We start from the raw sequence: 26,528 nt of genomic DNA, 5'->3' as shown, positions 1-26,528 counted from the left end.
TGCTTAAGCCCTTTCCAGTTCGATGGCGTTCATCATGCCGCCCAATTCGGCGTTGGCGCTGTGCAGCGGCAGGTGGACGATGTTTTCCGGCAGCGTTTTGTCGGCCGAGACGCTGACGGTAACGCTGTGGGCGCCGTGTTTGGCGCGCACGCTGTCGCCATCGAGCAGGCCGAGCGCGGCCAGCGTCAGCGGGTGGACGCGGGCGGCGGGCACTTGGGCGTGGCCGGTTTGCTGCAGCGATTCGGCGCGGCGCACGATGGCGTCGGTGTGGTAGATGCCGGTGCCGCCGACGCGGGTCAGCCCGCTGCCGGCCGGCGCGGCTGCGCCCTGCCAGCTGCTGCGGTTGTCGAGTTTGCCGGCCAGCGCGTCTTTGTCGATTGCTTCTTGCAGCACTTCTTCGCTGCTGTCGAACTCAAAGCCGTCCACTTCAAAAATATTGCCCAGCACGCGCAGGATTTTCCACAGCGGGCGGCTGTCACCGTAGCCTTTGGATACGCCGTGGAAGGACTGCAAGCGGCCTTCCATATTGATCAGGCTGCCGGAAGTTTCGGTAAAGGGCGCAATCGGCAGCAGCAGGTCGCACACGTCTAGCAGAGTGTCGCTGACATAGGGGGTGAAGGCCATCACGGTTTGCGCTTCGCGCAGCGCGGCCACGGCACGGCCGCCGTTGGCCACGTCGATTTCGGGTTCGACGTTCAACAGCAGCACGGCTTTTTTCGGCTGGGCAATCATTTCGGCAATGGTCTGTCCGTTATTGACTGCCAGCACATCAGCGCCGACGCTGTTGGCCGCCTGCGGCAGAATGCCGAGCTTGGCGCCGGTAGCATCGGCCAGCTCCTGCGCGGCGGCATAGATGGCGGCGTAATCGGGATGGTTCTGCGCTTCGGCGCCCAGCACAATGGCGGCCTGCTCGGCGGTTTTCAGGCTGCCGCCGATACCGTTTTCCAAGTCCTGCGCCAGGGTTTTCAGGCAGCCTGCCCATTGGTTCGGATGCAGGATTTGCTGCGCGGCAAGCGGCATATGCAGCGCTTCTTTGCTGCTGGCGAGCACGCTGATCTGGCTGCCGTTGTTGGCGGCGCGGCGCAGGCGGGCGGTCAGGAGCGGCTGCTCTTTGCGCAGGTTGGCGCCGAGCACCAGAATGGCACCGGCATTGCCCAAGTCTTCAATGCTCTGGCCGAGCCATTGCGCGCCTTTCAGGCTGCCTTGCAGGCGGCTGTCCTGCGCCTGCAGGCGGGTGTCGAAATGTTTGATGCCGAGACCCTGCGCCAGTTTTTTCGCCAGATACAGCTCTTCAACAGTGTTCATCGGGTTGGCCCAGATGCCGATTTGGTCCTGCTGGCCGTCTTTGCCGACGCAGTCCAGCGATGTGCGCACGTATTCGAGCGCAGTTTTCCAATCAACATCGATCCACTCGCCGCCCTGCTTGATTTTCGGGTTTTTCAGACGGCTTTCGTGGTACAGGCCTTCGTAGGCAAAGCGGTCGCGGTCGGACAGCCAGCATTCGTTGATGGCTTCGTTTTCCAGCGGCAGCACGCGGCGCACGGTGTGTTCTTTCACCTGCACAATCAGGTTGCTGCCCAAAGAGTCGTGGGCGGAAACGGATTTGCGCCGGCTCAATTCCCAAGTGCGGGCGTTGAAGCGGAAGGGCTTGCTGGTCAGCGCACCGACGGGGCACAGGTCGATAACGTTGCCCGACAATTCGGTTTCCACCACTTTGCCGACAAAGGGCATGATTTCGGAAAACTCGCCGCGGTAGGCCATGGCGATTTCCTGCTCGCCGGCGATTTCTTCGGTGAAGCGCACGCAGCGGGTGCAGTGGATGCAGCGGCTCATTTCGGCGGCGGAAATCAGCGGGCCCATGTCTTTGCCGACCACGGCGCGCTTGGCTTCGGTGTAGCGGCTGGTGGTTTTGCCATAGCCCATTGCCAAATCCTGCAGCTGGCACTCGCCGCCCTTGTCGCAGACCGGACAATCGAGCGGGTGGTTGATCAGCAGAAACTCCATCACCCCTTCCTGCGCCTGACGCGCTTTTTCGGAATGGGTGCGCACCACCATGCCGTCGGTTACCGGCGTGGCGCAAGCGGGCAGCGGCTTGGGCGCTTTTTCCACTTCCACCAGGCACATGCGGCAGTTAGCAGCAATGGAAAGTTTCTTGTGGTAGCAGAAGTGCGGGATGTAGGTGCCGAGCTTTTGCGCGGCTTCGATTACCGTCGCGCCCTGCTCTACCGACACTTGTTTGCCGTCGATTTCGATTTGTAACATGGTGGTTTCCTAGTTACGGGGTTTTCTTTAAATGGGTAATGGTTTGGGGCAGCCTGAAAACGCGGTTTGCGGCGTTCAGACGGCCTTGGGGTGTTTTTTCACTTCGCTGAAACTTGCGTTGCCGGTTTTCAGGCTGCCTTACAGCCGCTTGGAGCGGCTTATCGGATACGAGTATCCGAACTACGGGTTTCGGGTGGCTTTTTTACGTTTCAGGCTGCCTTGGCGGCCGTCTGAAAACAGTGTTGCTTCTGTCTCCCTCCCCTGCCCTGCGGGGGAGGGGAGGGGTGGGAGTGGCGTTTCTGCGGAAACGCTTTTTTTGTTTGCGGGCGTGGCGGAAATTGCTGTTGCCCTACTACCCCCACCCTAGCCCTCCCCCGCAAGCTGGAGAGGGGATTCGGTTGCTGTCGGTTGTTCGGTTTCAGACGGCCTTTTTACTTTCAGGCTGCCTTTAACACCACTTATGCTCTTTCATCGGCCGGCCGTGTTCGATGTAGTGGACGAACTCGTCGCGGAAGTGTTTGGTGAAGCTGCGCACGGGGAAGACGGCGGCGTCGGCCAGGGCGCAGATGGTGCGTCCGGCCATATTGTTGCCGACGGAATCGAGCAGATCCAAATCTTCCATGCGCCCCTGGCCGTTGGCGATGCGGTGGACGATGCGGTACAGCCAGCCGGTGCCTTCGCGGCAGGGGGTGCATTGGCCGCAGGATTCTTCGTGGTAGAAATAGCTCAGGCGCTCGAGCGCTTTGACCATGCACACGTCTTCGTCCATCACGATAATCGCGCCCGAACCGAGCATCGAGCCGGCTTTGGCGATGGAATCGTAGTCCATGTTCAATTCCATCATGATGTCGGCGGGCAGCACCGGTGCGGACGAACCGCCGGGGATAACGGCTTTGAGTTTTTTGCCGTTTTTCATGCCGCCAGCCATTTCCAGGATTTTGGCAAACGGCGTACCCAGCGGCACTTCGTAGTTGCCCGGGCGCTCGATATGGCCGGAAATGGAAAACAGCTTGGTGCCGCCGGCGTTTTCGATGCCTTTGTCGGCAAAGGTCTGGCCGCCGTCGCGGATGATAAAGGGGACGGAAGAAAAGGTTTCGGTGTTGTTGATGGTGGTGGGCTTGCCGTATAGGCCGAAGGATGCGGGGAACGGCGGCTTGAAGCGCGGTTGGCCTTTTTTGCCTTCCAGCGATTCGAGCAAGGCGGTTTCTTCGCCGCAGATATAGGCGCCGTAGCCGTGGGCGGCATAGAGTTCAAAGGAGAACTCGCTGCCGAGAATGTTCTGGCCGAGATAGCCGGCCGCGCGCGCCTGCGCCAGCGCGGCTTCAAAGCGCTGGTAGCCTTCGAAGATTTCGCCGTGGATGTAGTTGTAGCCGGCGGGCGCGCCCATGGCGTAGCCGGCGATAATCATGCCTTCGATCAGGGCGTGGGGATTGAAGAAGATGATGTCGCGGTCTTTGAAGGTGCCGGGCTCGCCTTCGTCGGTATTGCAGACGACGTATTTGGTGCCGGGGAAGGAGCGGGGCATAAAGCTCCATTTGAGACCGGTGGGAAAGCCTGCGCCGCCGCGGCCGCGCAGGCCGGAGGCTTTGACTTCGGCGATGACGTCGTCTTGGCTGGTGTTTTCGGACAGGATTTTGCGCAGGGCTTGGTAGCCGCCGCGTTGGAGGTAGGAATCGAGTGTCCAGCAGTCGGGATCGCGGGTGTCCACGTTGTCGAAAATCACGCCTGTTTGGTAAATAGCCATGGTGCTTGCTCGGGGTTGTTTGGTTTGTTCGGTTCGGGCGGCCTTTCAGACGGCCTGTTTGGTTTTCAGGCTGCTTTTAAGGCCGTCTGAAACAGATGTTTCTTCTGCTCCCTCCCCTGCCTTGCGGGGGAGGGTCGGGGTGGGGGTGGTGTTTCTGCGGAAACGCTTTTTTGTTTGCGGGTGTGGCGGCGGTTTCTGTTGCACCGCTGCCCCCACCCTAGCCCTCCACCGCGGGGCGGGAGAGGGAATGGATTGCTGTAGGTTTTACGGTTTCAGGCTGCCTGATGCCGCCTTGCGGGCGGCTGTCGGATTCGAGAATCCGGCCTATGGTTTTCAGACGGCCTTTTCAGGCTGCCTTACGCTACCGTTTTTGCTACTGTTCGTAGGCGGTTGCGCCAGGCTGCATTATGCCTCCGCCAGGGTGGTAGCCTTGTCTGACGCATTCTGGGTTGCCCAAGCCGTAGCAGGTGTGGGGCGATGTGCCGTTGAAATATTCTTCGACAGACGCGCAGCCGCTCATCAACAATGCTGCGGCGCTTACAAATAAAAGCGGTTTCATGGCGCGCTCCCGGGGGGGGTTGCTATGTTTCGCCTATCGGATTGCGGTGAGATTTGGTGCGCGGTGCGCACCCTACGGGTTTTCAGGCTGCTTTACGTTTTTGTTGAGTCGAAACCCAACTTTGCTAACGAGACAAAAACGCATTCATATCCATAGTTTCAAACTTTAATTCATAGGACTGCCGTGATGGATGCCTTGGTTGTCCTGATTTCAATAACTCTCCTATTCTTAACCAATTTATTGGATATCCATTCAAAGAGTTATACATTTTCTTCAAACAAGTATCAAAATAATTGCGCAAATAAAATGAGCCACCCCATGCCAACAACACATCACATTGTTTTTGTTGCTCAATAATCTGAGAAACAATTTTAGAAATAATTTCAATATTCTTCTGTATTGCTACTTCATCAGCTACAGTAGGCAAATCATGCGGATCAGTAGCTCTTTTAGGATACAAATTAAACATTACGAAACTGGTATAACCATTGCGCTCAACAAATCCCATTACTCTTTTGATCGTGGGATCAGGGTTTTTATCATCTGCTGTACTTGGATTTATACCGAATACGCAAAGTGTTTTAGCTGATATTGAGCCAAGCACAAATCGATACTGATTGAGTTCATCAGCTTCATAAACATCTATTTTGTAGTCCATTTTTATCTAAAATAGCTGGAAATATTGTCTCAGATTACCTCAAACCGCTCTATTCCAACTCCGCCAGCTTCGCATCAATCGCCATAGCATCCATAAAGCTGCACATTTTGTGGTTGTTGAGCAGCATCACCGGGGCATCGCCGCAGGCGCCCATGCATTCGCCTTCGACCAGGGTGAATTTGCCGTCGGCGGTGGTTTCGCCGTAGCCGATGCCGAGTTTTTTCTTCAGGTATTCGCCGGCATCGACGCCGCCGCGCAGGGCGCAGGGCAGGTTGGTGCAGACGGTGAGTTTGTATTTGCCCACCGGTTTGATGTCGTACATATTGTAGAAAGTAGCGACTTCGTAGGCCTGCGCGGGGCTGATGCCGACGTATTCGGCGACAAACTCGATGGTTTCGGGGGCGAGCCAGCCTTTTTCGGTTTGGGCGATGCGTAGCGCGCCCATAATGGCGGATCGGCGGCGGTCGGCGGGGTATTTGGCCAGCTCGGTGTCGATTTGTTTCAGGGATTCTGCGGATAACATTATCTGTCCACCTCTCCGAATACGATGTCCTGGGTGCCGATGATGGCGACGACGTCGGCCAGCATGTGGCCTTTGGCCATTTCGTCCATGCCTTGCAGGTGGGCGAAGCCGGGGGCGCGGATTTTCAGGCGGTAGGGTTTGTTGGCGCCGTCGGAAATCAGGTAGATGCCGAATTCGCCTTTGGGATGTTCGACGGCGGTATAGGTTTCGCCCTCGGGTACGTGCATGCCTTCAGTGAAGAGTTTGAAGTGGTGGATCAAATCTTCCATACCGAGCTTCATTTCGGTGCGTTTGGGCGGGGCGACTTTGTGGTCGTCGGTAATCACCGGGCCGGGATTGACGCGCAGCCAGTCGGCGCATTGTTTGATGATGCGGGTGGACTGGCGCATTTCGTTGATGCGGCACAGGTAGCGGTCGTAGCAGTCGCCGTTGACGCCGACGGGGATGTCGAAGTCCATTTGGTCATAGACTTCGTAGGGTTGGGTTTTGCGTACGTCCCATTCGACGCCGGAGCCGCGCAGCATCACGCCGGTGAAGCCTTTTTGCATGGCGCGCTCGGGCGAAACGACGCCGATGCCGACGGTACGCTGCTTCCAGATGCGGTTGTCGGTAAGCAGGGTTTCCAAATCGTCGATGCGCGACGGGAAACGCTCGCAGAAGGCGTCGATGAAGTCGAGCATGCTGCCTTCGCGCCAGGCGTTGAGTTCTTTCAATACTTTGGCGCTGCGGTACTTGCTCGGCTCGTATTTGGGCATAAAGTCGGGCAAATCGCGGTACACGCCGCCGGGACGGAAATAGGCGGCGTGCATGCGCGCGCCGGAGACGGCTTCGTACAAGTCCATCAGGTCTTCGCGGTCGCGGAAGGCGTAGAGAATCGCGGTCATGGCGCCGATGTCGAGCGCGTGCGAACCGACACCCATCAGGTGGTTCAGGATGCGCGTTACCTCGGCAAACATGGTGCGGATGTATTTGGCACGGATGGGGATGTCGATGCCAAGCAGTTTTTCCACCGCCAGGCAGTAGGCCTGCTCGTTGACCATCATGGAAACGTAGTCCAAGCGGTCCATATAGGGCAGGGTTTGCAGGAAGGTGCGGGTTTCGGCCAGCTTTTCGGTGCCGCGGTGCAGCAGGCCGATATGGGGGTCGGCGCGGACGATGGTTTCGCCGTCCAATTCCAAAATCATGCGCAATACGCCGTGGGCGGCGGGGTGCTGCGGGCCGAAGTTGATGGTGTAGTTTCTGAGTTTAGTGGCCACCGTAGTTCTCCTCGCGGACAACGCGCGGGGTAATCTCGCGCGGCTCGATGGTAACCGGCTGGTAGATCACGCGTTTTTCTTTTTCGTCGTAACGCATCTCCACATAGCCGGAAATGGGGAAATCCTTGCGGAAAGGATGGCCGACAAAGCCGTAGTCGGTCAAGATGCGGCGCAGGTCGGGGTGGTCATTGAAAATAATGCCGTAGAGATCGAAGGCTTCGCGCTCGTACCAGTCGGCGCTGTTGTAAATCGGGGTAACGGTTTGGACAACCGGAAAATCGTCGTTGTCCGCCCACACGCGCACGCGGATGCGCTGGTTGTTTTTCACCGACAACAGCTGGCTGACTACGGCAAAGCGCTTGCCCTGCCATGCTTCGTTTTTATAAGTGCTGTAATCGACGCCGCACAAATCCACCAGCAGCTCGAAATGCAGCTCTTCGTGGTCGCGCAGGGTGGTCATAATGTCGATGTAGTGCTCGGGGCGGCATTCAACAGTTACTTCGCCGAAAGCCAGCAGCACGACGCTGGCCTTGTCGCCCAACAGCCGCTGCACGGCGGCGTGCAAATCGTTTACATGCATGGCGTGCTCCTAGTTGCGGGCGATGGTGTAGGTGCGCTTGATTTTGCCCTGAAGCTGAATCAGGCCGTAAAGCAGCGCTTCGGCGGTGGGCGGGCAGCCGGGAACGTACACGTCCACCGGCACGATGCGGTCGCAACCGCGCACCACGGAATAGGAATAATGGTAGTAGCCGCCGCCGTTGGCGCAGGAACCCATAGACAGCACCCAGCGCGGCTCGGCCATCTGGTCGTACACGCGGCGCAGCGCCGGCGCCATTTTGTTGCACAGCGTGCCGGCAACAATCATCAGGTCGGACTGGCGCGGCGAAGGCCTAAAGATAATGCCGAAGCGGTCAAGGTCGTAGCGCGCCATACCGGCGTGCATCATCTCCACCGCACAGCAGGCCAAACCGAAAGTCACCGGCCACAGCGAGCCGGTGCGCATGTAGTTGAGCACGGTATCCGCGCTGGTGGTGATGAAACCTTTATTCAAAACGCCTTCTATTCCCATTCCAGCGCACCTTTTTTCCATTCGTAAACAAAGCCTATGCCCAAAACGGCGATAAACACCAGCATCGGCCAGAATCCGACCATGCCCAAATCTTTGAACACCACCGCCCACGGGATCATAAAAGCCACTTCCAAATCAAAGAGAATGAAGAGTATCGCCACCAAATAGTAGCGCACGTCGAACTTCATCCTTGCGTTTTCAAAAGCCTCGAAGCCGCACTCAAACGGCGCGTCTTTTTCGGCGTAATGGCGCTTGGGTCCCAACAGCGTGCCCAAGGCCAGAAACAGAATGCCGGCGGCCAGGCCGATCAGCATAAAAACCAAAACGGGCAGGTAATTTGCCAACATAGCGTCACACTCGAATCATTAACAGATAACGTAATCAAACGGCTGCCATTTTAGCCAAATCAGACGGCAATTTAAAGAGCGCGATTTCAAAATCGCACAAAAAAATCCAATAATTTCAATAACTAAATGATAATAGTTACTATTAAATTATGTTAAGAAGATTTTGTCTCTCCTCTCCAACCAACTGCCGCACAGCCACATTTTTTTCCGTTTTATCAGAACACTTCACAGCTTTGCCCGACACAAACAAAAGGCCGTCTGAAAATTTTTCAGACGGCCTCCAAGCAAACGCCACGTACATTAATGAAGGTTGATATTGCTCTTCACATTAGTTGAGTTATGTTCGTCGTCATGCGAATCTTGCGGAACATTCGGCTCGTGACGACCATCGTCCGACATATTATCCAAATCATGACCCGGCTCGGAAGCTGTGTCACCCACGCTGATGCTGGTGGCGCTTTCCAAAATAATGGCCGATGCAAGGTGTTTGCTGGTACGGTACACCATCGCCAAACCCACTTCTTCAGCAGGGATGGAGAGATATTTCACCACGCTGCGGCTGCCGTCTTTGCCTTTTTGCAAATCGGTTTTGATTTGGCGGCTGCGCTTGTAAAGGCTCAATACCGTGCCTTTGTCCAAGCCGTCTTCCTCACCCTTGTTCAGCGTAATGGTTTGGAACTGGCCGGCCTCGCTGATGCCGTCAAAAATCGAAACCACGCGGGCATCGATATGCTGGCTGGGCGCATGGGGCATCATATTGAAGCTGTCGCCGCTCTCGTCCATTTTCAGCAGGAAGTCGCCTTTGCGGATTTCGGATACAGCCTCTTCAACTACCATCGGCTGCGCAGTCTGCGTCGGCAGTTTTACCAACGGATGAACGCGTGTGTAGTACTCGTTGTCCGGCAATGCCTCGGCATCCGCCTTGCTGCGGCCGTCCAACGCGCTGTTCGTACCGGCCAAAGTGCTGACTACGCCGCTGAACACCACTTCCTGACCCAAATATTTCTTGGTTTCGGGATCGGTAATGTCTTTGCGCGCACGGTAAACCAAATAGCGGCCGGGCTCGGTAATCTCATAGGCGTATACACGGTCGCCTTTCGAATACAGCATACGGCCGTCAGGACCTTCAACCAAGCGCGGCGCATGCTGCGTCTGCATCTGGTCGATAATCTGCGGATGCTGCATAAACATGCGGTAGAAATTCACATTGATGGCTTGGATGCCGTAACCGGAGCTGACCTCGCGCACACGCGGCGACAGCTTGATGGTCGGAATACCGTCCGAACCTGCGCGGTGCTCTACCGAAAGGCGAGGACGGCCGTTAACGTAGCGTAAAACCAACACTTGACCCGGATAAATGCGGTCGGGATTGCGGATTTTGCTGCGGTTCGCACCCCAAAGGCGGTTCCACTGCCAAGGACGATACAGATATTTGCCTGAAATTCCCCACAAAGTATCGCCCTGTTTCACAACATAGCGGGTCGGCGCATCGGGGCGAACCTTCAGCGCGGCAGACATTGCCGGGGCGGAAATAGCCAAACCGGCGGCACAAAGCAGGGTTATAATACGTTTTTGCATGACACTCCCCTTGAAATTCATTCACGCAGTCATCATTAAAAAAATACAAGTAGCAACACAAAACAAAATTGCCTTGCCGATTTATCGCATGATTTTACCACTCTTTACGGCAAACCACATAGCGTTAAAATTATTCTGCATAAACACCCGCAAAACCCATCGAGAACGAAATGGCTTTACTGAACATCCTCCAATATCCCGACGAGCGGCTGCACACGGTAGCCAAGCCCGTTGAAAAGATTGACGAACGTATCCAAACGCTGGTTGCCGATATGTTTGAGACCATGTACGAGGCGCGCGGCATCGGGCTGGCGGCCACGCAGGTTGACGTGCACGAGCGCGTGGTGGTGATGGATTTGAGCGAAGACCGCAGCGAGCCGCGCGTGTTCATCAACCCCGTGATTGTGGAAAAAGACGGCCAAACCACTTACGAAGAAGGCTGCCTCTCCGTACCCGGCATTTACGACACGGTAACCCGCGCCGAGCGTGTAAAGGTAGAAGCACTTGACGAAAAAGGCGAAAAATTCACTCTCGAAGCCGACGGCCTATTGGCCATCTGCGTACAGCACGAACTCGACCACCTGATGGGCATCGTGTTTGTCGAACACCTCTCGCAGCTCAAACAAGGCCGCATCAAAACCAAGCTGAAAAAACGCCAAAAACACAATATGTAAACACACACAGGCCGTCTGAAACCGCACCGCCGCTTTTCAGACGGCCTGAACTTCTTCCAAGCCGCCGCCATTGTCCGCCCTGCCCGCGCGAAAGCGGCTTCACGCCGAAATCCGATACCAAGGCCCTCTGAAACGGCCGCCGCAGACTCTGCAAAAATTCTTATCCGCCCAACCTATTCAGACGGCCTCCATACCACGGACAAGGCCGTCTGAAAGTTTCCACAAGGCCACACCCATGAAAATCATCTTCGCAGGCACGCCCGATTTTGCCGCCGCCGCCCTCAAAGCCATCGCCGATGCGGGTTTTGACATCCCGCTTGTACTCACCCAGCCCGACCGCCCCAAAGGGCGCGGAATGCAGCTTCAGGCTTCACCCGTGAAACAGGCCGCACTGGAACTCGGTTTGCGCGTCGAACAGCCCGAAAAACTGCGCGGCAACGCCGATGCGCTCGCCCTGTTGCAAAGCGTCGGCGCAGACGTGATGGTCGTCGCCGCCTACGGCCTGATACTGCCGCAGGAAGTATTGGACGCGCCGCGCCACGGCTGCCTCAATATCCACGCCTCGCTGCTGCCGCGCTGGCGTGGTGCCGCCCCCATCCAACGCGCCATCGAAGCGGGCGACGCCGAAACCGGCGTGTGCATCATGCAGATGGACGCGGGCTTGGACACCGGCGCGGTGGTCAGCGAACACCGCTACGCTATCCGCGACACCGACACCGCCAACGAAGTGCACGACGCGCTAATGGCCATCGGTGCGGCCGCCGTTGTCGCCGATTTGCAACAACTCGAGCGCGAAGGCCGTCTGAACGCCGCTGCCCAGCCCGAAAACGGCGTTACCTACGCACAAAAATTAAGCAAAGAAGAAGCACGCATCAACTGGCACGAACCGGCTGCCGTCATCGAGCGTAAAATCCGCGCCTTCAACCCCGTCCCCGCCGCGTGGACGCAATATCAAGGCAAGCCGCTGAAAATCTGGCGCGTCGAAACAGTCAACCAACAAGGCCGCGCGGGCGAAGTGTTGTCCTGCACTTCAGACGGCCTCGTCATCGCCTGCGGCGAAGGCGCGTTAAGCATCAAAGAATTGCAACCCGCAGGCAGCAAGCGCATGGACATTGCCGCCTTTGTCGCAGGGCGCAGTATCGAAGCGGGCACGGTGTTGGAATAACGAAGCAACATTGGCAAAGGCCGTCTGAAACGCAGTTTTCCGTTTCAGACGGCCTTTTGTTTCCCTACGCAAATTGCGTCATTACAAATTTGCACATACAATATTGTCAGTACAAATCCGTAATAACAGGAGCGCATCATGGACAGCACCCTGACCATCCGCATCGACAACGAAATCAAACAAAAAGCTGCCGCCAACGCCAAAGCCCTAGGTCTGGACTTGTCGACCGTTACCCGAATGCTGCTGACCCAGCTTGCCGCCAAAGCCGAGCTGCCCGAAGGCTTGGCGCGGCCGAATGCCGAAACGCTGGCCGCCGTCGCCGATTTGGAGCGCAACGGCGGTACGCGCTATGAAACCGTCGAAGATTTGATGCGCGATTTGGGGTGGTAATGTACACGCTGGAAATTTCCAACAAATTCAAGCAGGACAGCAAACGCTACCAACACGACAAGGCCGCGCAACAGGCCGTCAAAACCGTTTTGGACTTGCTCGTATCGGGCGAACCTCTGCCCGCCAAATACAAAGAGCACCCGCTTATCGGCAATTACGCCGGCCATCTCGAATGCCACGGCAAACCCTATTTGCTACTGGTTTACCGCTGCGACCAAGCGCGTAAAACCATCCTGCTCTACCGCTTGGGTTCGCACGCCGAATTGTTTGGCTGAATATCGTGTTCAGACGGCCTTGGGCAATTTGCCGTTAACACACATCTTTAACCGCTTTGCACATAACACCATGAAAAAACTTATTCTTCTCATCGCCGTATCGGCAGGAATTTGGCACTTTTACAGCCACGAAATCCAAGCTCTTTGGCAAAAAAACAAACCTGCCGCGCTTTCCGCCATCGAAAACAAAGCCAAACCCAAGCTGAAGAAAAGCAATACGTCTGCCCAAAAATTCCGCTGCGACGGCCGTACGCACTGCTCGCAAATGACTTCTTGCGAAGAGGCCGAATTTTTCCTGCACAACTGCCCCAACACCAAAATGGACGGCAATCACGATGGTGTACCGTGCGAACGCCAATTGTGCGGCAGGTAGGTTGGGTTAAAGACCCAACAAACAGATGATTTAAAGGTTTTGTTGGGTCTTTAACCCAACCTACGCCGTCTGAAACCGCATTCAGACGGCCTCCGAACAACATATATAAGCAACCGGCCATGCACCTTACCAATACGATTACCCTCAACCAAAAAACTTTCCGCGTTTACCGCGCCGACAACACCCCTGCCGACGCACCGCTGGTGCTCACTTTTTTACAGCCGCACGAAGCCGACGCGCTGGCCGCGCTGCTTTCAGACGGCCTTGTGCTGCTCTCGGCGGACGAGTCCGATTGGGAACACTCGTTCACGCCCTGGCCTGCGCCGCGCGTGTTTAAAAAAGCGGCCGATTTTAGCGGCGGCGCGGCGGATTATCTGGCTTGGCTGGCAGACGTGCTGTCCGACATCGAAGGCCGTCTGAACCTGCGCCCCCAATGGCGCGGCATCGCGGGCTACTCGCTGGCGGGTTTGTTTGCCGCCTGGTGCGCGTATCAGAAAAGCCCGTTTGAAAAAATTGCCTGCATTTCCGGCTCGCTGTGGTTTGACGGCTGGACGGATTTTGCCGCCGCCAACGCCATGCCCAAGCCGCCGCAACGCGCGTATTTCTCCATCGGCGACACCGAAAAAAACAGCAAAAACCCGCGCATGGCGGCGGTGGAAGACAATATGCGTTTTACAGAAAACCTGTGGCGCGGGCGCGGCATTCAGACGGCCTTTGCGCTCAACAGCGGCAGCCATTTCCACCAAGTCCCCGAACGCCTCGCCGCCGCTGTGTCGTATCTGACAGAGGCCGTCTGAAAGCCCGTCTGCCGTATAATCGCCGCTTTTTCGTCCCTTCGTCTTTTTCAGACGGCCTCAACACCAAAAGGCCGCCTGAAACCCTTGCAAACAGGAATCCCGTTATGAGCATGGCTCTCGCCCAGAAACTTGCCGCCGAAACCGCCGCCGCCGTGGCCGCAGGGCAAAACCTGCAAGACGTGCTGGCGCGCGTGCGTGCCGCGCATCCCGATTTGAGCGCGCAGGAAAGCGGCGCGCTGCAAGACATTGCTTACGGCAGCCAGCGTTATCTCGGCAGCCTCAAATTCATGCTCGGCAAGCTGTTGAAAAAGCCGATTGACAATCAAGAGCTTGAAAGCCTGCTGATTACCGCGCTCTACCAGCTTCATTACACGCGCAACGCACCGCACGCGGTGGTGAACGAGGCGGTGGAAGCCGTCGGCCGCATCGGGCGCGGGCAGTACCGCTCGTTTGCCAACGCCGTGTTGCGCCGTTTTTTGCGCGAGCGCGACAAGCTCGCGGCGTGGTGTAAGGCCGACGATGTGGCGAAATACAATCTGCCGCGCTGGTGGCTGGCTTATCTGCAAAACCATTATCCCAAGCATTGGCACAATATCGCCGCCGCGCTGCAAAGCCATCCGCCGATGACGCTGCGCGTCAACCGCCGCCACGGCAACGCCGAAAGCTATTTGGTCAAGCTCGCCGAAGCGGGCATCGGGGCGCGTGCGCTTGACGATTACGCAGTAACGCCGGACGAGGCCGTGCCGGTAAACAGCCTGCCCGGTTTTTCAGACGGCCTGGTGTCGGTGCAGGACTTCGGCGCGCAGAAGGCGGCGTATCTGTTGCAGCCGCAAAACGGCGAACGCATCTTGGATGCCTGCGCCGCGCCGGGCGGCAAAACGGGGCATATTTTGGAGATGGCCGATTGCGAAGTAACGGCGTTGGACATCGACGCAGGCCGTCTGAAACGCGTGGCCGACAATCTGCACCGCTTGGGCTTTCAGACGGCCTCTCTGGCCGCTGCCGACGCGCGGGATTTGGCTTCGTGGTATGATGGCAGGCAGTTTGACGCGGTGTTGGCCGACGTACCCTGCACGGCTTCGGGCGTGGTGCGCCGCAATCCCGACATCAAATGGCTGCGCCTCCCCACCGACGCGGCCAAAACCGCCCGCCAGCAGGAGGGTTTGCTCGATGCGCTGTGGACAACGGTCAAACCCGGCGGGCGCATGCTCTTTGCCACCTGCTCGCTCTTCACCGAAGAAAACAGCCTGCAACTGCAACGCTTCCTCGCCCGCCACGCCGACGCCTCCTGCTCCGATCCGCAGACCCTGTTGCCCACTCCTTCCCAAGATGGCTTTTTTTACGCACTTATCCGCAAACGCCCGTAAACACGCCCGCACGGCCGCCGCCCTGCTCTGCGGCGCCGTGCTGCTTTTGCGGCCGTCTGAAGCCGCCGCCGAAAGCATCGCTCCCACGCGCAGCGCGGCCGTGCTCACCGAAAGCGGCCAGCTCGACATCAGCAGCCGCTTCCACACCGAGTTGCCCGACCAGCTCAAACAGGCGCTCAAACAGGGCGTGCCGCTCTATTTCACCCTCAGCTACCGGCTCTCCTCGCCGACCATGGCCGCCTACAAATTCAAGCTCGGCCAACTCGTCGGCAGCGACAACGACGTCGCCTACAAACTCTCCTTCCACCCGCTCACCAACCGCTACCGCGTCACCGTCGGCACGTTTTCCACCGAATACTCCGGCCTCGACACCGCCCTGCGCGGCATCGGCGCCATCGCCAACTGGCGCGTGCTGCCCAAAGGCACGCTCGACGGCACCGACGCGCACGAAGTGAAGGCCGAAATCCGTCTGACGCTGAGCACCGCCCAACTGCCCAAGCCCTTCCAAATCAACTCGCTCACCGCCAAAAACTGGCAGCTCGATTCCGGCTGGAAAACCCTGTCGGTCAGCAAAGGCTGAACCATGCACCGCCGCTATCTGATTTTCTTCCTGCTGGCCGCCGCGCTGGTGTACGCCCTCACCGTCGCCACCAACAGCGGCAGCCCGCTCTCCGAATACTTCTGGCACCTGATTGCCGCAGGCGGCCTGATGGTCGTCATGCTGCTGGCCATGCTGCTGCGCTACGGCTGGCTGCTGCTGCGCCACAACCAATACAATATGCTCGGCTCGCGGCTGGCGCGGCGGCTGGCGGTCATGTTCTGCCTGGTGGCCGTGCTGCCCGCCGTTTTCCTCTTCGGCGTATCGGCGCAATTTATCTCATACAGCATCCATTCCTGGTTCGGCAACGACACCGCGCAGGCGCTCGAAAGCAGCCTGACCCTCAGCAAATCCGCCCTCGACGCCGCCCTCGACGACAGCGTGCGCCGTGCCGCAGGCCTGCAAATCGAAGTCATCAGCGCCGTTTCCATGGGTGGCGATGCGGCGCAGACCGTCAAACAGAGCCGCGAAGCCGCCGCCTTCGGCCAAACCGGCCTCTACCATCCCGCCGGCAACCGCACAGAAATCATCACCAACCCCGCCGCCCTGCCCCCGCCGCAGCCCGACGGCGACACCGCCGCCCGTTTGAAACAAACCGGCTCCGCCCGCAGCGTCGCCAGCATCAACGGCAGGCTCTACGCCGAAGGCTGGCTGTCCCTGCCGCCGCAAAACGGCCGCGAACAGGCGCTCTTTTTCAGACGGCCTATCCCCGACAACGTCGCCCGCGACGCCGAACTCATCGAAAACGCACGCGGCAAATACGCCCAGCTCACCTACGCCCAGCAGGGTCTGCAAACCTTCTTCCTCATCACCCTGCTCGCCGCTGCCCTGCTCTCCGTGATGCTGGCGCTGGTGATCGCCCTCTACTTCTCGCGCCGCTTCATCGAGCCCATCCTGTCGCTCTCCGAAGGCGCCAAAGCCGTGGCCGAAGGCGATTTTTCCCAACGCCGCCCCGTCTACCGCAACGACGAACTCGGCCAGCTCACCCGCCTGTTCAACCACATGACCGAGCAGCTCGCCATCGCCAGCGACGCCGAAAAGCTCAACCGCCTCAAACAGGAAGCCGCTCGCCACTATCTCGAAACCGTATTGGAAAGCCTGACGGCGGGCGTCGTCACCCTCGATTACGGAGGCCGTCTGAACACCCTCAACCGCAGCGCCGAACGCATCCTCGGCCTGCCCCTGTCCGAACTGGCCGGCAGCCGCTGGCGCGACTGGCCGCGCGACGTGCCACAATACGCCCTTGTCGGCAGTCTGTTCCAAACCGTCCTCGACACCGACGCGCAGGACAAGCCCGTTCAGACGGCCTACACCGGCGGCGGCGAACCGCGCATCCTCCTGTGCAAAGCCGTCCCCCTGCCCGAAGACACCGGCGGCGGCACGGTACTGGTGTTCGACGACATCACCCTGCTTGTGCGCGCGCAAAAAGAAGCCGCCTGGGGCGAAGTCGCCAAACGCCTCGCCCACGAAATCCGCAACCCCCTCACCCCCATCCAGCTCTCCGCCGAGCGGCTGGCGTGGAAACTCCAGGACAAACTGGGCGAACAGGACGCGCAAATCCTCATCCGCTCCACCGACACCATCGTCAAACAAGTGGCCGCCATGAAGGAAATGGTGGAAGACTTCCGCAACTACGCCCGCTCACCCGCGCTCAAACCCGAGCCGCAGGATCTCAACCGCCTCATTGAAGAAGTTTTGCTGCTCTACGAAGCGGGCGCGTGTACATTTGAATCCGATTTGAGTAATATACCCGCCACCATACAGGCCGATACCACGGCGATGCGCCAAGTGCTGCACAACATCTTCAAAAACGCCGCCGAAGCCGCCGAAGAAGCGCCGCAGCCGCTTGTCCGCATCCATACCGCCGTATCCGAAGGCAGCGTAGGCCTGACCGTTGCCAACAACGGCAAAAGTTTCACCGGCGACATGCTCATCAACGCCTTCGAGCCTTATGTCACCGACAAACCCGGCGGCACCGGCCTGGGTTTGCCCGTTGTCAAAAAAATCATCGAAGAACACGGCGGCCGCATCAGCCTGTCCAACCCGCCCGAAGGCGGCGCCTGCGTCAGAATCACCTTACCCGCACTGGTAGAAAGCGACCATGAGAAGTAACGACATCCTTATCGTAGACGACGAAATCGGCATCCGCGACCTGCTGTCCGACATTCTGCAAGACGAAGGCTACACCGTCGCCCTTGCCGAAAACGCCGAAGAAGCGCGGCAGCTGCGCAACCAGACCCGTCCCGCCATGGTGCTGCTCGACATCTGGATGCCCGACTGCGACGGCATCACCCTGCTCAAAGAATGGGCGAAAAACGGCCAGCTCACCATGCCCGTCGTCATGATGAGCGGCCACGCCAGTATCGACACCGCCGTGGAAGCCACCAAAATTGGCGCGATGGACTTCCTCGAAAAACCCATCGCCCTGAAAAAGCTGCTCGGCACAGTCGAGCGCGCCCTCAAATACGGCGAAATGCAGGCTGCCGCCGGCCTCTCGCTCGACAAACTCGGCAACAGCCCCGCCGTGCAGGAAATGAACCGCCGCATTGAAGCCGCCGTGCGCCAGAGCGGCGCCGTCCTGCTCACCGGCGAAACCGGCTCCCCCTTCGAAACCGTCGCCCGCTACTTCCACAAAACCGGCACCGCCTGGGTCGAACCGAAAACCGAATACATCGTCGACACCCCGATGGAGCTGCTGCAAAAAGCCGCCGGCGGCGTGCTCTACCTTAACGACATCGCCCAATACAGCAAAACCATCCAGCAGGGCATCGTCTTCCTGCTCGACAAAGCCGAGCGCCTCGGCGTGCGCGTTATCTGCCCGAGCACCCGCCGCCCCGAAGAAATGCTTGACAATCCCAACTACGATACCCGCCTGGCCGCCCTGCTCTCCGGCCTCACCATCGCCATCCCGCCCCTGCGCAGCCAGCCCGAAGACATCGCCTTCCTCGTCAACAAAATCGCCACCGAGCTGTCCGAAACCCAAAAAATCCCCGTTGCTAAATTCAGCGCCGCCGCCCTCGCCGCCCTGCAGCAATACGACTGGCCGGGCAACTTCGACCAGCTCCACACCGTCGTCAAAAGCCTGATACTGGCCGGCGAAGACGGCGAAATCGGCGAAAACGCCGTCGCCGCCCTGCTCGGCCGCCCGCAGCAGGACAATGCGCCCGCCGCCGAAATCATGGGCAGCCTCGACTTCAACATGCCGCTGCGCGAATTGCGCGAAGAACTCGAACGCCGCTATTTCGAGTACCACATCGCGCAGGAAGGCCAGAACATGAGCCGCGTCGCGCAGAAAGTCGGTCTCGAGCGCACCCACCTCTACCGCAAACTGAAACAGCTCGGCATACAGTTCTCCCGCCGCCAGGGCAAAGCCGACAGCGGCGAAAACGAAACCGACACCGCAGGCTGACCCCGCCGCACGGATAAAAAGGTCGTCTGAAAACCCCGCACAGGGTTTTCAGACGGCCTTTCCTTTTGTATAGTGAGCCAAAATAGAAAAATACAAGGCAGCAAGCCGCAGACAGTATGAGTAATACGAGACTGGTTTTCTTGGCATTTCCAATGTCGTAGAAAACCGCCCTCTTTGAGCTAAGGCGCGGCAACGCTGTATATTTTTTATTTTGGCTCACTATATCGTGCGCAGAGTGTGCCGCCCCGCGGCGCACGCGTTCCATGTGATACCTGCCATCCGCCCGAAGGCCGTCTGAAACCCGAAAAAACTTTTCAGACGACCTTTTTGTTTCATCGGCAGGCTCTGCCGCATCAAGCAAAACGCAGAACAAAGGCCACTCCCGTCTGCTCGCGAATGGCGCTTCTGAAAGCCTGTTTGAACCATTCAGACGGCCTCCCGCCTGCTGCCGCGTCAGGCGACAAAGGCCGTCTGAAACCCCGCAAGGATTTTCAGACGGCCTTTTTGCCGATTTGCTTACGGCTTGCGTACAAACGTACCGGCAAACATCACCGGAATCTGCCCGTCTATCGACGCCAAACCCATCACTTCCACCAGCTTCGCCACGCCGCCGGCCATGTCCATCTGCTGCACGTCCAGCACCACAGGCTGCGCGGTGGACACCTCCACCGTATCGTCCGCCGTCCGCTTCAGGCGCAAATCGGCGGTGATGTCGAGCTTCTGCCCATGCACTTCCAACACCAGCGGCTGTTTCAGCTCCGTTTCTCCGCCCGTTTTCAAAGCATCTATAGCCGCCGCGTCCAAACGGCCGGAAATCATTGCCTGCGGGAATTTCGCCGTTTCAAACACCCAGTCGCGCAAACGCTGGTCGCGGATGTCGATATTGGTTTTCACGCTGGCCAAATCCACGGTCATGGCAAACGCGCCGTCCGCATCGAGCTTGGCCGAAGACGCGGAAAACGCCGATTCTTCCTCAACCGTTTTCTGCTGCGTGTTGGTTTTTTTGCTGACAAAGCGCACCAGCGCGCCGTCCGCCGTCCAAGCGCCTGCGGCCTGCGGCGCGGCGGAGGCCGTCTGAACGGCCGATGCCGCCGCAGATTGGGCTGCGTTGTCCTGATTCGGCGTACAGGCCGCCGCAGCCAAAACACACAATAAAGGGAGCAGTTTCTGTTTCATGTTTATTCCTTTGTAGGTTATCGAAGGGAAACGTTCCGCACATCGGGAACGGGATACGTATTGGACGCCCTTGCCGCGAAATTCTTACAGATATTAACAGAAAATAAAACAACACCATGTTTATACGGATATTTTTATCGTTCCTTTTACGCAAAAGGCCGTCTGAAAGCACCGCCGCAACACGCCGGGCGGCACGGCGTAAATCTCAGTTAACCCTGCTGCCGCCCCACGGGGCTTGGGCTAAGATGGCGCCGCCATCGCACGGCAGATTTTCTCAACCACACAGGAAAACCATTATGAAACTACGTTATCTGGCCGTTCCCGCTTCGCTGACCCTGCTGCTGTCCGCCTGCGTCGTTCCCTTCGACGCCGACTATGACGACGACTACCGCCCGCAGCGGCCGCGCCGCCACGAAAGCCGCCAATACGAAGAATACGTTCCGCGCCCCGAACAAGGCCGCGATTTCGACCGCGACGAGCGCCGTGAAGAGCGCCGCAGCCGCTACGACAGACCGCGCCGCGACGACGGCGCTTACGTCGGCAACCGCCGCGCAGCCCGTTACAGCTGCGAAAACGGCTCGACCGTCAACCTCCGCCGCGAAGGCGACACGCTGTATCTGACGCTCGACAACAAACAGGCGCGCCTCCACCGCACTTCTTCCGCCTCAGGCGAGCGCTACGTCGGCAACAGCGGCCTGTTCGGCAGCGGCGCCGAATGGCACGAAAAAAGCGGCGATGCCTATTTCAGCTTCAAAGACCCCTACGGCAACCGTGTGGACACCACCTGCCAACCCCGTTAAACGGCTCTGCACAAAAGAGGCCGTCTGAAACCCCGAAACAGGGGTTTTCAGACGGCCTCATGCATTGGCAACGCGGCAGACAACCCATGCAATCCGTTTCTGAATCACTCGGCAAAGCAGACATCGGCGCGGCGGAAGGACACCATGTACAAAAACCGTATCCGCCTGCCCCTTCGGAACACAAATGCGGACATACCGTTTCCGAAAGCGCCGCCGCACTTTCAGACGGCCTTTCCCGTCCCCACAACGCCCCCTGACAGGTCAGGCAAAACAAAAAAGGCCGTCTGAAAACCCTGTTTCGGAGTTTTCAGACCGCCTTTTTGCTTAGCCTGCGGGATTAGTTTTTATCCAAATCCACCAGTTTGTTTTTGGCAATCCACGGCATCATACCGCGCAGTTGCGCGCCGACTTTTTCGATTTGGTGGTCGGCGTTCAGACGGCGGCGGGCAGTCATACTGGCATAGTTGGTTGCACCTTCCTGGATGAACATTTTGGCGTACTCGCCGCTTTGGATGCGGTAGAGCGCTTTTTTCATCGCTTCTTTGGTGGCCGGGGTAATCACTTCGGGGCCGGTAACGTATTCGCCGTATTCGGCGTTGTTGGAAATCGAGTAGTTCATGTTGGCGATGCCGCCTTCGTACATCAGGTCAACGATGAGTTTCAACTCGTGCAAGCACTCGAAGTAGGCCATTTCGGGGGCGTAACCGGCTTCAACGAGGGTTTCAAAACCGCATTTCACCAACTCGACCGCGCCGCCGCACAATACGGCCTGTTCGCCGAAGAGGTCGGTTTCGGTTTCTTCGCGGAAGTTGGTTTCAATCACGCCGCCTTTGGTGCCGCCGTTGGCTGCGGCGTAGGAGAGGGCGATGTCGCGGGCTTTGCCGGATTGGTCTTGGTAAACGGCAATCAGCGAGGGCACGCCGCCGCCTTTGAGGAACTCGCTGCGCACGGTGTGGCCGGGGCCTTTGGGGGCGATCATGACAACGTCCAAGTCGGCGCGGGGCACGATTTGGTTGTAGTGCACATTAAAGCCGTGGGCAAACGCCAATACCGCGCCCTGTTTCAGGTTCGGCTCGATTTCGTTTTTGTACACGACGGGCTGGTTTTCGTCTGGCAGCAGAATCATCACCACGTCGGCTTTTTTGGTGGCATCAGCCACAGACAATACTTCAAAACCGGCGGCTTCGGCTTTTTTCCACGAGCCGCCCTGGCGCAGGCCGATAACCACGTTGACGCCGGAATCTTTCAGGTTGGCGGCGTGGGCGTGGCCTTGCGAGCCGTAGCCGATGATGGCGACGGTTTTGCCTTTGATTAAGGAGAGATCGGCGTCTTTGTCGTAATAAACTTGCATTTTGTTTCCTTGGAGTTGGGTTGGATAAAGGATGGGGGATCAGTTGCCGTTGTCGGACACGTCATGCATCAGCACGATGTCTACGGCTTGCGTTTTGCCGTCGATGGCTTTGAGGAAGTTTTGAAAATGGGCGCTGGCGTTGTGGCTGTCGACGGCAGCTTGGTCGCGCCAGTTTTCAAAAAAGACGAAGCGGTTTTCGTCGGCGATGTCCTGATGGAGGTCGTAGCGCAGGTTGCCTGCTTCGGCGCGGCTGGCAGCGACGAGATCGGCGAACACGGCGGCGAGTTCGGCGCCGTGTTCGGGTTTGACGGCGATGGTAGCGGCGATTTTGACGTTGGCCATGCTGTTTGTCCTTTCGTTCGGTATTCGGGTTTTCAGACGGCCTCTGTGTGCTTTGAGGCCGTCTGAACGCTCAGATTTTGAGAATACGCTCGCCGCGTCCGATGCCCGCCGCGCCGGTGCGCACGGTTTCGAGGATCAGGCTGCGGCCGACGGCTTCGAGGAAGGAATCGAGCTTTTCGGTGGTGCCGGTCACTTCGACGGTGTAGCTCTTGTCGCTGACGTCGACAATGTGGCCGCGGTAGATTTCGGCAAGGCGCAGGATTTCGTCGCGGTCTTTGCCGAGGGCACGCACTTTCACCAGCATCAGTTCGCGCTCGACGAAGCGGCTTTCGTTCAAATCAACCACTTTCACCACTTCGATCAGCTTGTTGAGCTGCTTGGTAATCTGCTCAATCACGATATCGTCGCCGTTGGTGACGATGGTCATGCGCGACAGGGTGCGGTCTTCGGTGGCGGCCACGGACAGGGAGTCGATGTTGTAGCCGCGTGCGGAAAACAGGCCGACCACGCGGCTCATCGCGCCCGCTTCGTTTTCCATCAGGATAGACAAAATCCGTCTCATGGCACGCTCCTTGTGTCGTAATCGCGGTCGTGTACGTCGTTGACGTCGCTGTCGGCTTTGCTTTCGCGCATGTGCGGCGGCAGCACCATTTCGTCCAAACCTTTGCCGTTGCCCACCATCGGGAAGACGTTTTGCTTGCGGTCGGTAATGAAGTCCATAAATACAAAACGGTCTTTCATGGCGAGTGCTTCGCGCAGCGCGCCTTCGACATCGGAAGCCTTGTCAATCCGCATGCCGACATGGCCGTAGGCTTCGGCCAGTTTGACAAAATCGGGCAGGGAGTCGAAATAGGTTTCCGATTCGCGCTCGCCGTAATAAAGCTCCTGCCACTGGCGCACCATGCCCAGATAGCCGTTGTTCAGGCAGATGGTTTTGATGGGCAGGCGGTATTGGAAGCAGGTGGAAAGTTCCTGAATGTTCATCTGAATCGAACCTTCGCCGGTGATGCAGCACACATCTTTCGAGGGATCGGCAAGATACGCGCCCATGGCATAAGGCAGGCCGACGCCCATTGTGCCCTGTCCGCCCGAGTTGAGCCACTGCCGCGGCCGTCTGAAAGGATAGAATTGGGCGGCAAACATTTGGTGCTGACCGACGTCGGAGGTGATAACGGCGTCGTTATTGGTGACCTGCGCCAGCGTTTTCACTACCATCTGCGGCAGGATGATGTCGCTTTCGGGCAGGCGCAGGCAGTCGCGCGCGCGCCATGCTTCGACGGTGTGCCACCATTTGTCCAAAGCGGCTTCGTTGAGGGAAAGCTCCTGCTTCTTCCACAGCGCCACCATCTCGCGCAGCACGTTTTTCACATCGCCGACTATCGGCACGTCGGCGCGGACGCGCTTGGAAATGCTCGACGGATCAATATCGATATGGATGATTTTTTTCGGCTTTTCGAGGAATTTGGCCGGAACGGACACCACGCGGTCGTCAAAACGCGCGCCCACCGCCAGCACTACGTCGGCATTCTGCATCGCCAGATTGGCTTCGTAAGTGCCGTGCATCCCCAGCATGCCGAGGTATTGTTTGTTGTTGGACGGATACGCACCCAAGCCCATCAGCGTCGCCGTACACGGCACGCCGGTCAGTTTGACGAACTCGGCCAGCTCGTCCGACGCGTTGCCCAGCACCACGCCGCCGCCGAAATACACCAGCGGGCGCTTGGCCGCCGCCAGCATCTGCACGGCTTTTTTAATCTGGCCGGTATGGCCGTTCAACACGGGCTGGTAGGAGCGGATGAAAACCTCTTCCTGCGGATAGCTGAACTTCGCCATTGCCTGTGTCACGTCTTTGGCAATGTCGATTACCACCGGGCCGGGGCGGCCGGTGCGGGCGATTTGGAAGGCTTTTTTGATGGTAACGGTCAGATCGTCGATGTTTTTGACGAGAAAGTTGTGCTTCACACACGGGCGCGACACGCCCACCATGTCGATTTCCTGAAATGCGTCCGAACCGATGGCGGGCGAGCCGACCTGGCCGGAAATCACCACCAGCGGAATCGAATCGGAATAGGCCGTGGCGATGCCCGTGAGCGCGTTGGTCGCACCCGGGCCGGACGTCACCAGCGCCACGCCCACCTTGCCGCTGACGCGGGCATAGGCGTCTGCCGCGTGAACCGCAGCCTGCTCGTGGCGTACCAGAATGTGTTTGAATTTGTTTAATTGGAACAGCGCGTCGTAGATTTCCAGCACCGCGCCGCCGGGATAGCCGAAAACGTATTCCACATTTTCCGCCTTCAGACTCTGCACAAGGATTTGTGCACCTGATAATTGCATGATGGCCTCTTTTATTCTGCCTGCAAACCAATAATAAACCCGGGCTTCGCAACACAACGGTAATGTCGGTTTTCCGAACGGCGGTTTGAGGTACGCGAACGGATGAGCCGGCGACAACCGGAGGATTTCAAAATCGGCTTGGAGCGCAAAGTGTTTAAAAAAGTAAAGAGCGCATAAGATAGCGCAAACTCCGTTAACAGGCAAGCACAGATTCCCCCGCGGCAACAAACGCGGAAAAGGCCGTCTGAAAACGCTCCGCAGGGATATTTCAGACGGCCTCGTATATGGCGCACCCGACTGGGATCGAACCAGCGACCTTCGGCTTCGGAAACCGACACTCTTCCAACTGAGCTACGGGTACGTAAAGTGCGCATTATCCCACAAACACGCCGTTTCGCAAACCTTATGCCCGACAGCCACCGGCTCGCGCCCCGCCGCACGCCGTCGCGCAATCTCCACAAATTTTGAGATAAACCAAATTTTAAAGATTGGAAAGCAGGGTTGAATTCAGTATAATCCGCAAATTATTGTTAATTGATATTAACAATCGGGTTTCGCGACCCGACACAAACCCCTCATCACTACACAAAAAAACGGCGAGGCTTAAATAACATGAACCACCTTACCAACCGAAACGCCCGCGGTTCCGCCCTCACAACCTTGATAGGCGGCATCGTCATTCTACTGGCCACCCTCTACTTCCTCGTGCAGCTTGCCTCCGGCGGCTACAAACCCGGCACGGTAGAGCAAACCACCGCCGCAGCCACCCAGACACGCATCCAGCCACAAGGCAGCGTATTGGAAGGCGACGGCATTCCCGTCGGCGAGCGCAAAGGCGACTCCATCTTCAACAAAGTCTGCATCCAGTGCCACGGCGCCGACAGCGCCACGCCGAACGCCCCGAAAATCACCCACAACGGCGACTGGGCGCCCCGCCTGGCACAAGGCTTCGAAACCCTCTTCAACCACGCCCTGAACGGCTTTAACGCCATGCCGGCCAAAGGCGGCCAGTCCGACCTGACCGATCTCGAACTCAAACGCGCCATCGTCTACATGGCCAACCAATCCGGCGGCAGCCTGCCCGATCCCGACGCAGCACCCGCAGCCGGTGCGGCTTCCGACGCCGCCGCTTCCGCCCCCGCAGGCGAAGCGAAAGAAACCGCCAAAGACGGCGCAGCCCCCGCCGCAGGCGGCGCGGACGTGATGGCCGAAGGCAAAAAAGTGTTCGATGGCCTGTGCTTCGGTTGCCACGCCGCCACCTCCGCCATCCCAGACACCCCGCGCATCACCCACAAAGACGAATGGGCGCCGCGCATCAAAAAAGGCAAAGACACCCTGTTCAAACACGCCATCGAAGGCTTTACCGACAAAGGCATGATGCCCGCCAAAGGCGGCAACACCGCCCTCTCCGACGACGAAGTCAAAGCAGCCGTTACCTACATGGTGAACTCCTCCGGCGGCAAGTTCTAAACGCCGCAGCA

At 58.2% G+C, this 26,528-nt stretch carries 28 protein-coding genes and 1 tRNA gene; 13 read left to right on the top strand and 16 right to left on the bottom strand.

Features of this window, described 5'->3' with window-relative positions; all coding sequences use genetic code 11:
• Positions 1-3: 3 nt before the first annotated feature.
• The 10 genes from nuoG to CGZ77_RS06080 all read right to left on the bottom strand — a co-directional run bounded on the left by nuoG (position 4) and on the right by CGZ77_RS06080 (position 9,996).
• Positions 4-2,262 carry an NADH-quinone oxidoreductase subunit NuoG gene (gene nuoG, locus CGZ77_RS06125; RefSeq protein WP_094031029.1) on the bottom strand — a complete coding sequence of 753 codons (2,259 nt, stop codon included), beginning with the start codon at positions 2,260-2,262 and terminating at the stop codon, positions 4-6.
• 448 nt (positions 2,263-2,710) lie between these two features.
• Entirely contained in the window at positions 2,711-4,006 is a 1,296-nt protein-coding gene (nuoF, locus tag CGZ77_RS06120; protein WP_009427111.1) for an NADH-quinone oxidoreductase subunit NuoF, read from the bottom strand.
• A 373-nt stretch (positions 4,007-4,379) separates the two neighbouring features.
• A complete protein-coding gene (locus CGZ77_RS06115; RefSeq protein ID WP_036496582.1) occupies positions 4,380-4,565 on the bottom strand; it encodes a hypothetical protein in 186 nt (61 codons plus the stop codon).
• A gap of 124 nt (positions 4,566-4,689) precedes the next feature.
• Positions 4,690-5,223 (bottom strand): DUF1643 domain-containing protein, encoded by a 534-nt coding sequence (locus CGZ77_RS06110; RefSeq protein ID WP_009427108.1) that lies wholly within the window; start codon positions 5,221-5,223, stop codon positions 4,690-4,692.
• A gap of 49 nt (positions 5,224-5,272) precedes the next feature.
• Positions 5,273-5,746 carry an NADH-quinone oxidoreductase subunit NuoE gene (nuoE, locus tag CGZ77_RS06105; protein ID WP_009427107.1) on the bottom strand — a complete coding sequence of 158 codons (474 nt, stop codon included), beginning with the start codon at positions 5,744-5,746 and terminating at the stop codon, positions 5,273-5,275.
• On the bottom strand, positions 5,746-7,002 hold the full coding sequence (gene nuoD, locus CGZ77_RS06100) for an NADH dehydrogenase (quinone) subunit D (protein ID WP_009427106.1): 1,257 nt from the start codon (positions 7,000-7,002) through the stop codon (positions 5,746-5,748). The genes nuoE and nuoD overlap by 1 nt, the downstream gene beginning before the upstream one ends.
• On the bottom strand, positions 6,992-7,582 hold the full coding sequence (locus CGZ77_RS06095; RefSeq protein ID WP_009427105.1) for an NADH-quinone oxidoreductase subunit C: 591 nt from the start codon (positions 7,580-7,582) through the stop codon (positions 6,992-6,994). The genes nuoD and CGZ77_RS06095 overlap by 11 nt, the downstream gene beginning before the upstream one ends.
• 9 nt (positions 7,583-7,591) lie before the next feature.
• Complete coding sequence (locus tag CGZ77_RS06090) at positions 7,592-8,071, bottom strand: NADH-quinone oxidoreductase subunit B family protein (RefSeq protein ID WP_009427104.1); 480 nt, start codon at positions 8,069-8,071, stop codon at positions 7,592-7,594.
• Positions 8,062-8,418: an NADH-quinone oxidoreductase subunit A gene (locus CGZ77_RS06085; RefSeq protein WP_009427103.1), complete on the bottom strand. Its 357-nt coding sequence runs from the start codon at positions 8,416-8,418 to the stop codon at positions 8,062-8,064. Before CGZ77_RS06085 ends, CGZ77_RS06090 begins: the two co-directional genes overlap by 10 nt.
• 300 nt (positions 8,419-8,718) lie before the next feature.
• Positions 8,719-9,996, bottom strand: coding sequence for a LysM peptidoglycan-binding domain-containing protein (locus CGZ77_RS06080; protein WP_036496579.1), 1,278 nt, complete (start codon positions 9,994-9,996; stop codon positions 8,719-8,721).
• Positions 9,997-10,166: 170 nt separating this feature from the next.
• On the opposite strand from CGZ77_RS06080, the gene def reads away from it, so the two are divergent.
• The 10 genes from def (at position 10,167) to CGZ77_RS06030 (ending at position 19,044) form a co-directional block, all read left to right on the top strand.
• Positions 10,167-10,670 carry a peptide deformylase gene (gene def, locus CGZ77_RS06075; protein ID WP_009427099.1) on the top strand — a complete coding sequence of 168 codons (504 nt, stop codon included), beginning with the start codon at positions 10,167-10,169 and terminating at the stop codon, positions 10,668-10,670.
• Between the two features lie 235 nt (positions 10,671-10,905).
• Positions 10,906-11,835 (top strand): methionyl-tRNA formyltransferase, encoded by a 930-nt coding sequence (gene fmt, locus CGZ77_RS06070; protein WP_094031028.1) that lies wholly within the window; start codon positions 10,906-10,908, stop codon positions 11,833-11,835.
• Positions 11,836-11,973: 138 nt separating this feature from the next.
• The gene (locus tag CGZ77_RS06065) at positions 11,974-12,225 is read left to right on the top strand and encodes a type II toxin-antitoxin system RelB/DinJ family antitoxin (RefSeq protein ID WP_009427097.1); all 252 of its coding nucleotides are present in this window, start codon (positions 11,974-11,976) and stop codon (positions 12,223-12,225) included.
• The gene (locus CGZ77_RS06060) at positions 12,225-12,500 is read left to right on the top strand and encodes a type II toxin-antitoxin system YafQ family toxin (RefSeq protein ID WP_009427096.1); all 276 of its coding nucleotides are present in this window, start codon (positions 12,225-12,227) and stop codon (positions 12,498-12,500) included. Before CGZ77_RS06065 ends, CGZ77_RS06060 begins: the two co-directional genes overlap by 1 nt.
• Before the next feature lie 70 nt (positions 12,501-12,570).
• The gene (locus CGZ77_RS06055) at positions 12,571-12,873 is read left to right on the top strand and encodes an excalibur calcium-binding domain-containing protein (RefSeq protein ID WP_009427095.1); all 303 of its coding nucleotides are present in this window, start codon (positions 12,571-12,573) and stop codon (positions 12,871-12,873) included.
• Between the two features lie 119 nt (positions 12,874-12,992).
• Positions 12,993-13,670 (top strand): alpha/beta hydrolase-fold protein, encoded by a 678-nt coding sequence (locus CGZ77_RS06050; protein ID WP_009427094.1) that lies wholly within the window; start codon positions 12,993-12,995, stop codon positions 13,668-13,670.
• A gap of 104 nt (positions 13,671-13,774) precedes the next feature.
• Entirely contained in the window at positions 13,775-15,037 is a 1,263-nt protein-coding gene (gene rsmB, locus CGZ77_RS06045) for a 16S rRNA (cytosine(967)-C(5))-methyltransferase RsmB (RefSeq protein ID WP_009427093.1), read from the top strand.
• Positions 15,000-15,617, top strand: coding sequence for a DUF4390 domain-containing protein (locus CGZ77_RS06040; RefSeq protein WP_094031027.1), 618 nt, complete (start codon positions 15,000-15,002; stop codon positions 15,615-15,617). Before rsmB ends, CGZ77_RS06040 begins: the two co-directional genes overlap by 38 nt.
• Before the next feature lie 3 nt (positions 15,618-15,620).
• A complete protein-coding gene (locus tag CGZ77_RS06035) occupies positions 15,621-17,747 on the top strand; it encodes a PAS domain-containing sensor histidine kinase (RefSeq protein WP_009427091.1) in 2,127 nt (708 codons plus the stop codon).
• A complete protein-coding gene (locus tag CGZ77_RS06030; protein WP_009427090.1) occupies positions 17,737-19,044 on the top strand; it encodes a sigma-54 dependent transcriptional regulator in 1,308 nt (435 codons plus the stop codon). The genes CGZ77_RS06035 and CGZ77_RS06030 overlap by 11 nt, the downstream gene beginning before the upstream one ends.
• A gap of 516 nt (positions 19,045-19,560) precedes the next feature.
• On the opposite strand, the gene CGZ77_RS06025 is transcribed toward CGZ77_RS06030, so the two are convergent.
• Positions 19,561-20,220 (bottom strand): YceI family protein, encoded by a 660-nt coding sequence (locus CGZ77_RS06025; RefSeq protein ID WP_009427087.1) that lies wholly within the window; start codon positions 20,218-20,220, stop codon positions 19,561-19,563.
• A gap of 296 nt (positions 20,221-20,516) precedes the next feature.
• Here CGZ77_RS06025 and CGZ77_RS06020 point away from each other — a divergent pair, with 296 nt between their 5' ends.
• Together CGZ77_RS06020 and CGZ77_RS06015 are read left to right on the top strand one after the other, a co-directional pair.
• The gene (locus CGZ77_RS06020) at positions 20,517-21,020 is read left to right on the top strand and encodes an MliC family protein (protein WP_009427085.1); all 504 of its coding nucleotides are present in this window, start codon (positions 20,517-20,519) and stop codon (positions 21,018-21,020) included.
• Between the two features lie 86 nt (positions 21,021-21,106).
• Positions 21,107-21,277: a hypothetical protein gene (locus CGZ77_RS06015; RefSeq protein ID WP_157058152.1), complete on the top strand. Its 171-nt coding sequence runs from the start codon at positions 21,107-21,109 to the stop codon at positions 21,275-21,277.
• An 80-nt stretch (positions 21,278-21,357) separates the two neighbouring features.
• Here CGZ77_RS06015 and ilvC read toward each other — a convergent pair whose 3' ends face one another.
• The 5 genes from ilvC to CGZ77_RS05990 form a co-directional block, all read right to left on the bottom strand.
• A complete protein-coding gene (ilvC, locus tag CGZ77_RS06010; RefSeq protein ID WP_009427083.1) occupies positions 21,358-22,371 on the bottom strand; it encodes a ketol-acid reductoisomerase in 1,014 nt (337 codons plus the stop codon).
• A 39-nt stretch (positions 22,372-22,410) separates the two neighbouring features.
• The gene (locus tag CGZ77_RS06005; protein WP_009427082.1) at positions 22,411-22,713 is read right to left on the bottom strand and encodes a putative quinol monooxygenase; all 303 of its coding nucleotides are present in this window, start codon (positions 22,711-22,713) and stop codon (positions 22,411-22,413) included.
• Between the two features lie 70 nt (positions 22,714-22,783).
• Positions 22,784-23,275, bottom strand: coding sequence for an acetolactate synthase small subunit (ilvN, locus tag CGZ77_RS06000; RefSeq protein ID WP_009427081.1), 492 nt, complete (start codon positions 23,273-23,275; stop codon positions 22,784-22,786).
• Positions 23,272-25,047 (bottom strand): biosynthetic-type acetolactate synthase large subunit, encoded by a 1,776-nt coding sequence (gene ilvB, locus CGZ77_RS05995; RefSeq protein ID WP_036496574.1) that lies wholly within the window; start codon positions 25,045-25,047, stop codon positions 23,272-23,274. The genes ilvN and ilvB overlap by 4 nt, the downstream gene beginning before the upstream one ends.
• A 285-nt stretch (positions 25,048-25,332) precedes the next feature.
• Positions 25,333-25,408, bottom strand: a tRNA-Arg gene (locus CGZ77_RS05990).
• Positions 25,409-25,659: 251 nt separating this feature from the next.
• Here CGZ77_RS05990 and CGZ77_RS05985 point away from each other — a divergent pair.
• Complete coding sequence (locus CGZ77_RS05985) at positions 25,660-26,517, top strand: cytochrome c5 family protein (RefSeq protein WP_009427079.1); 858 nt, start codon at positions 25,660-25,662, stop codon at positions 26,515-26,517.
• The last annotated feature ends 11 nt before the right edge of the window (positions 26,518-26,528 follow it).

Source organism: Neisseria sp. KEM232 (assembly GCF_002237445.1).
Classification (GTDB): Bacteria; Pseudomonadota; Gammaproteobacteria; order Burkholderiales; family Neisseriaceae; genus Neisseria.
The sequence above is the reverse complement of the archived record's forward strand: the minus strand, read 5'-3'. Positions and strand labels throughout refer to the sequence as shown.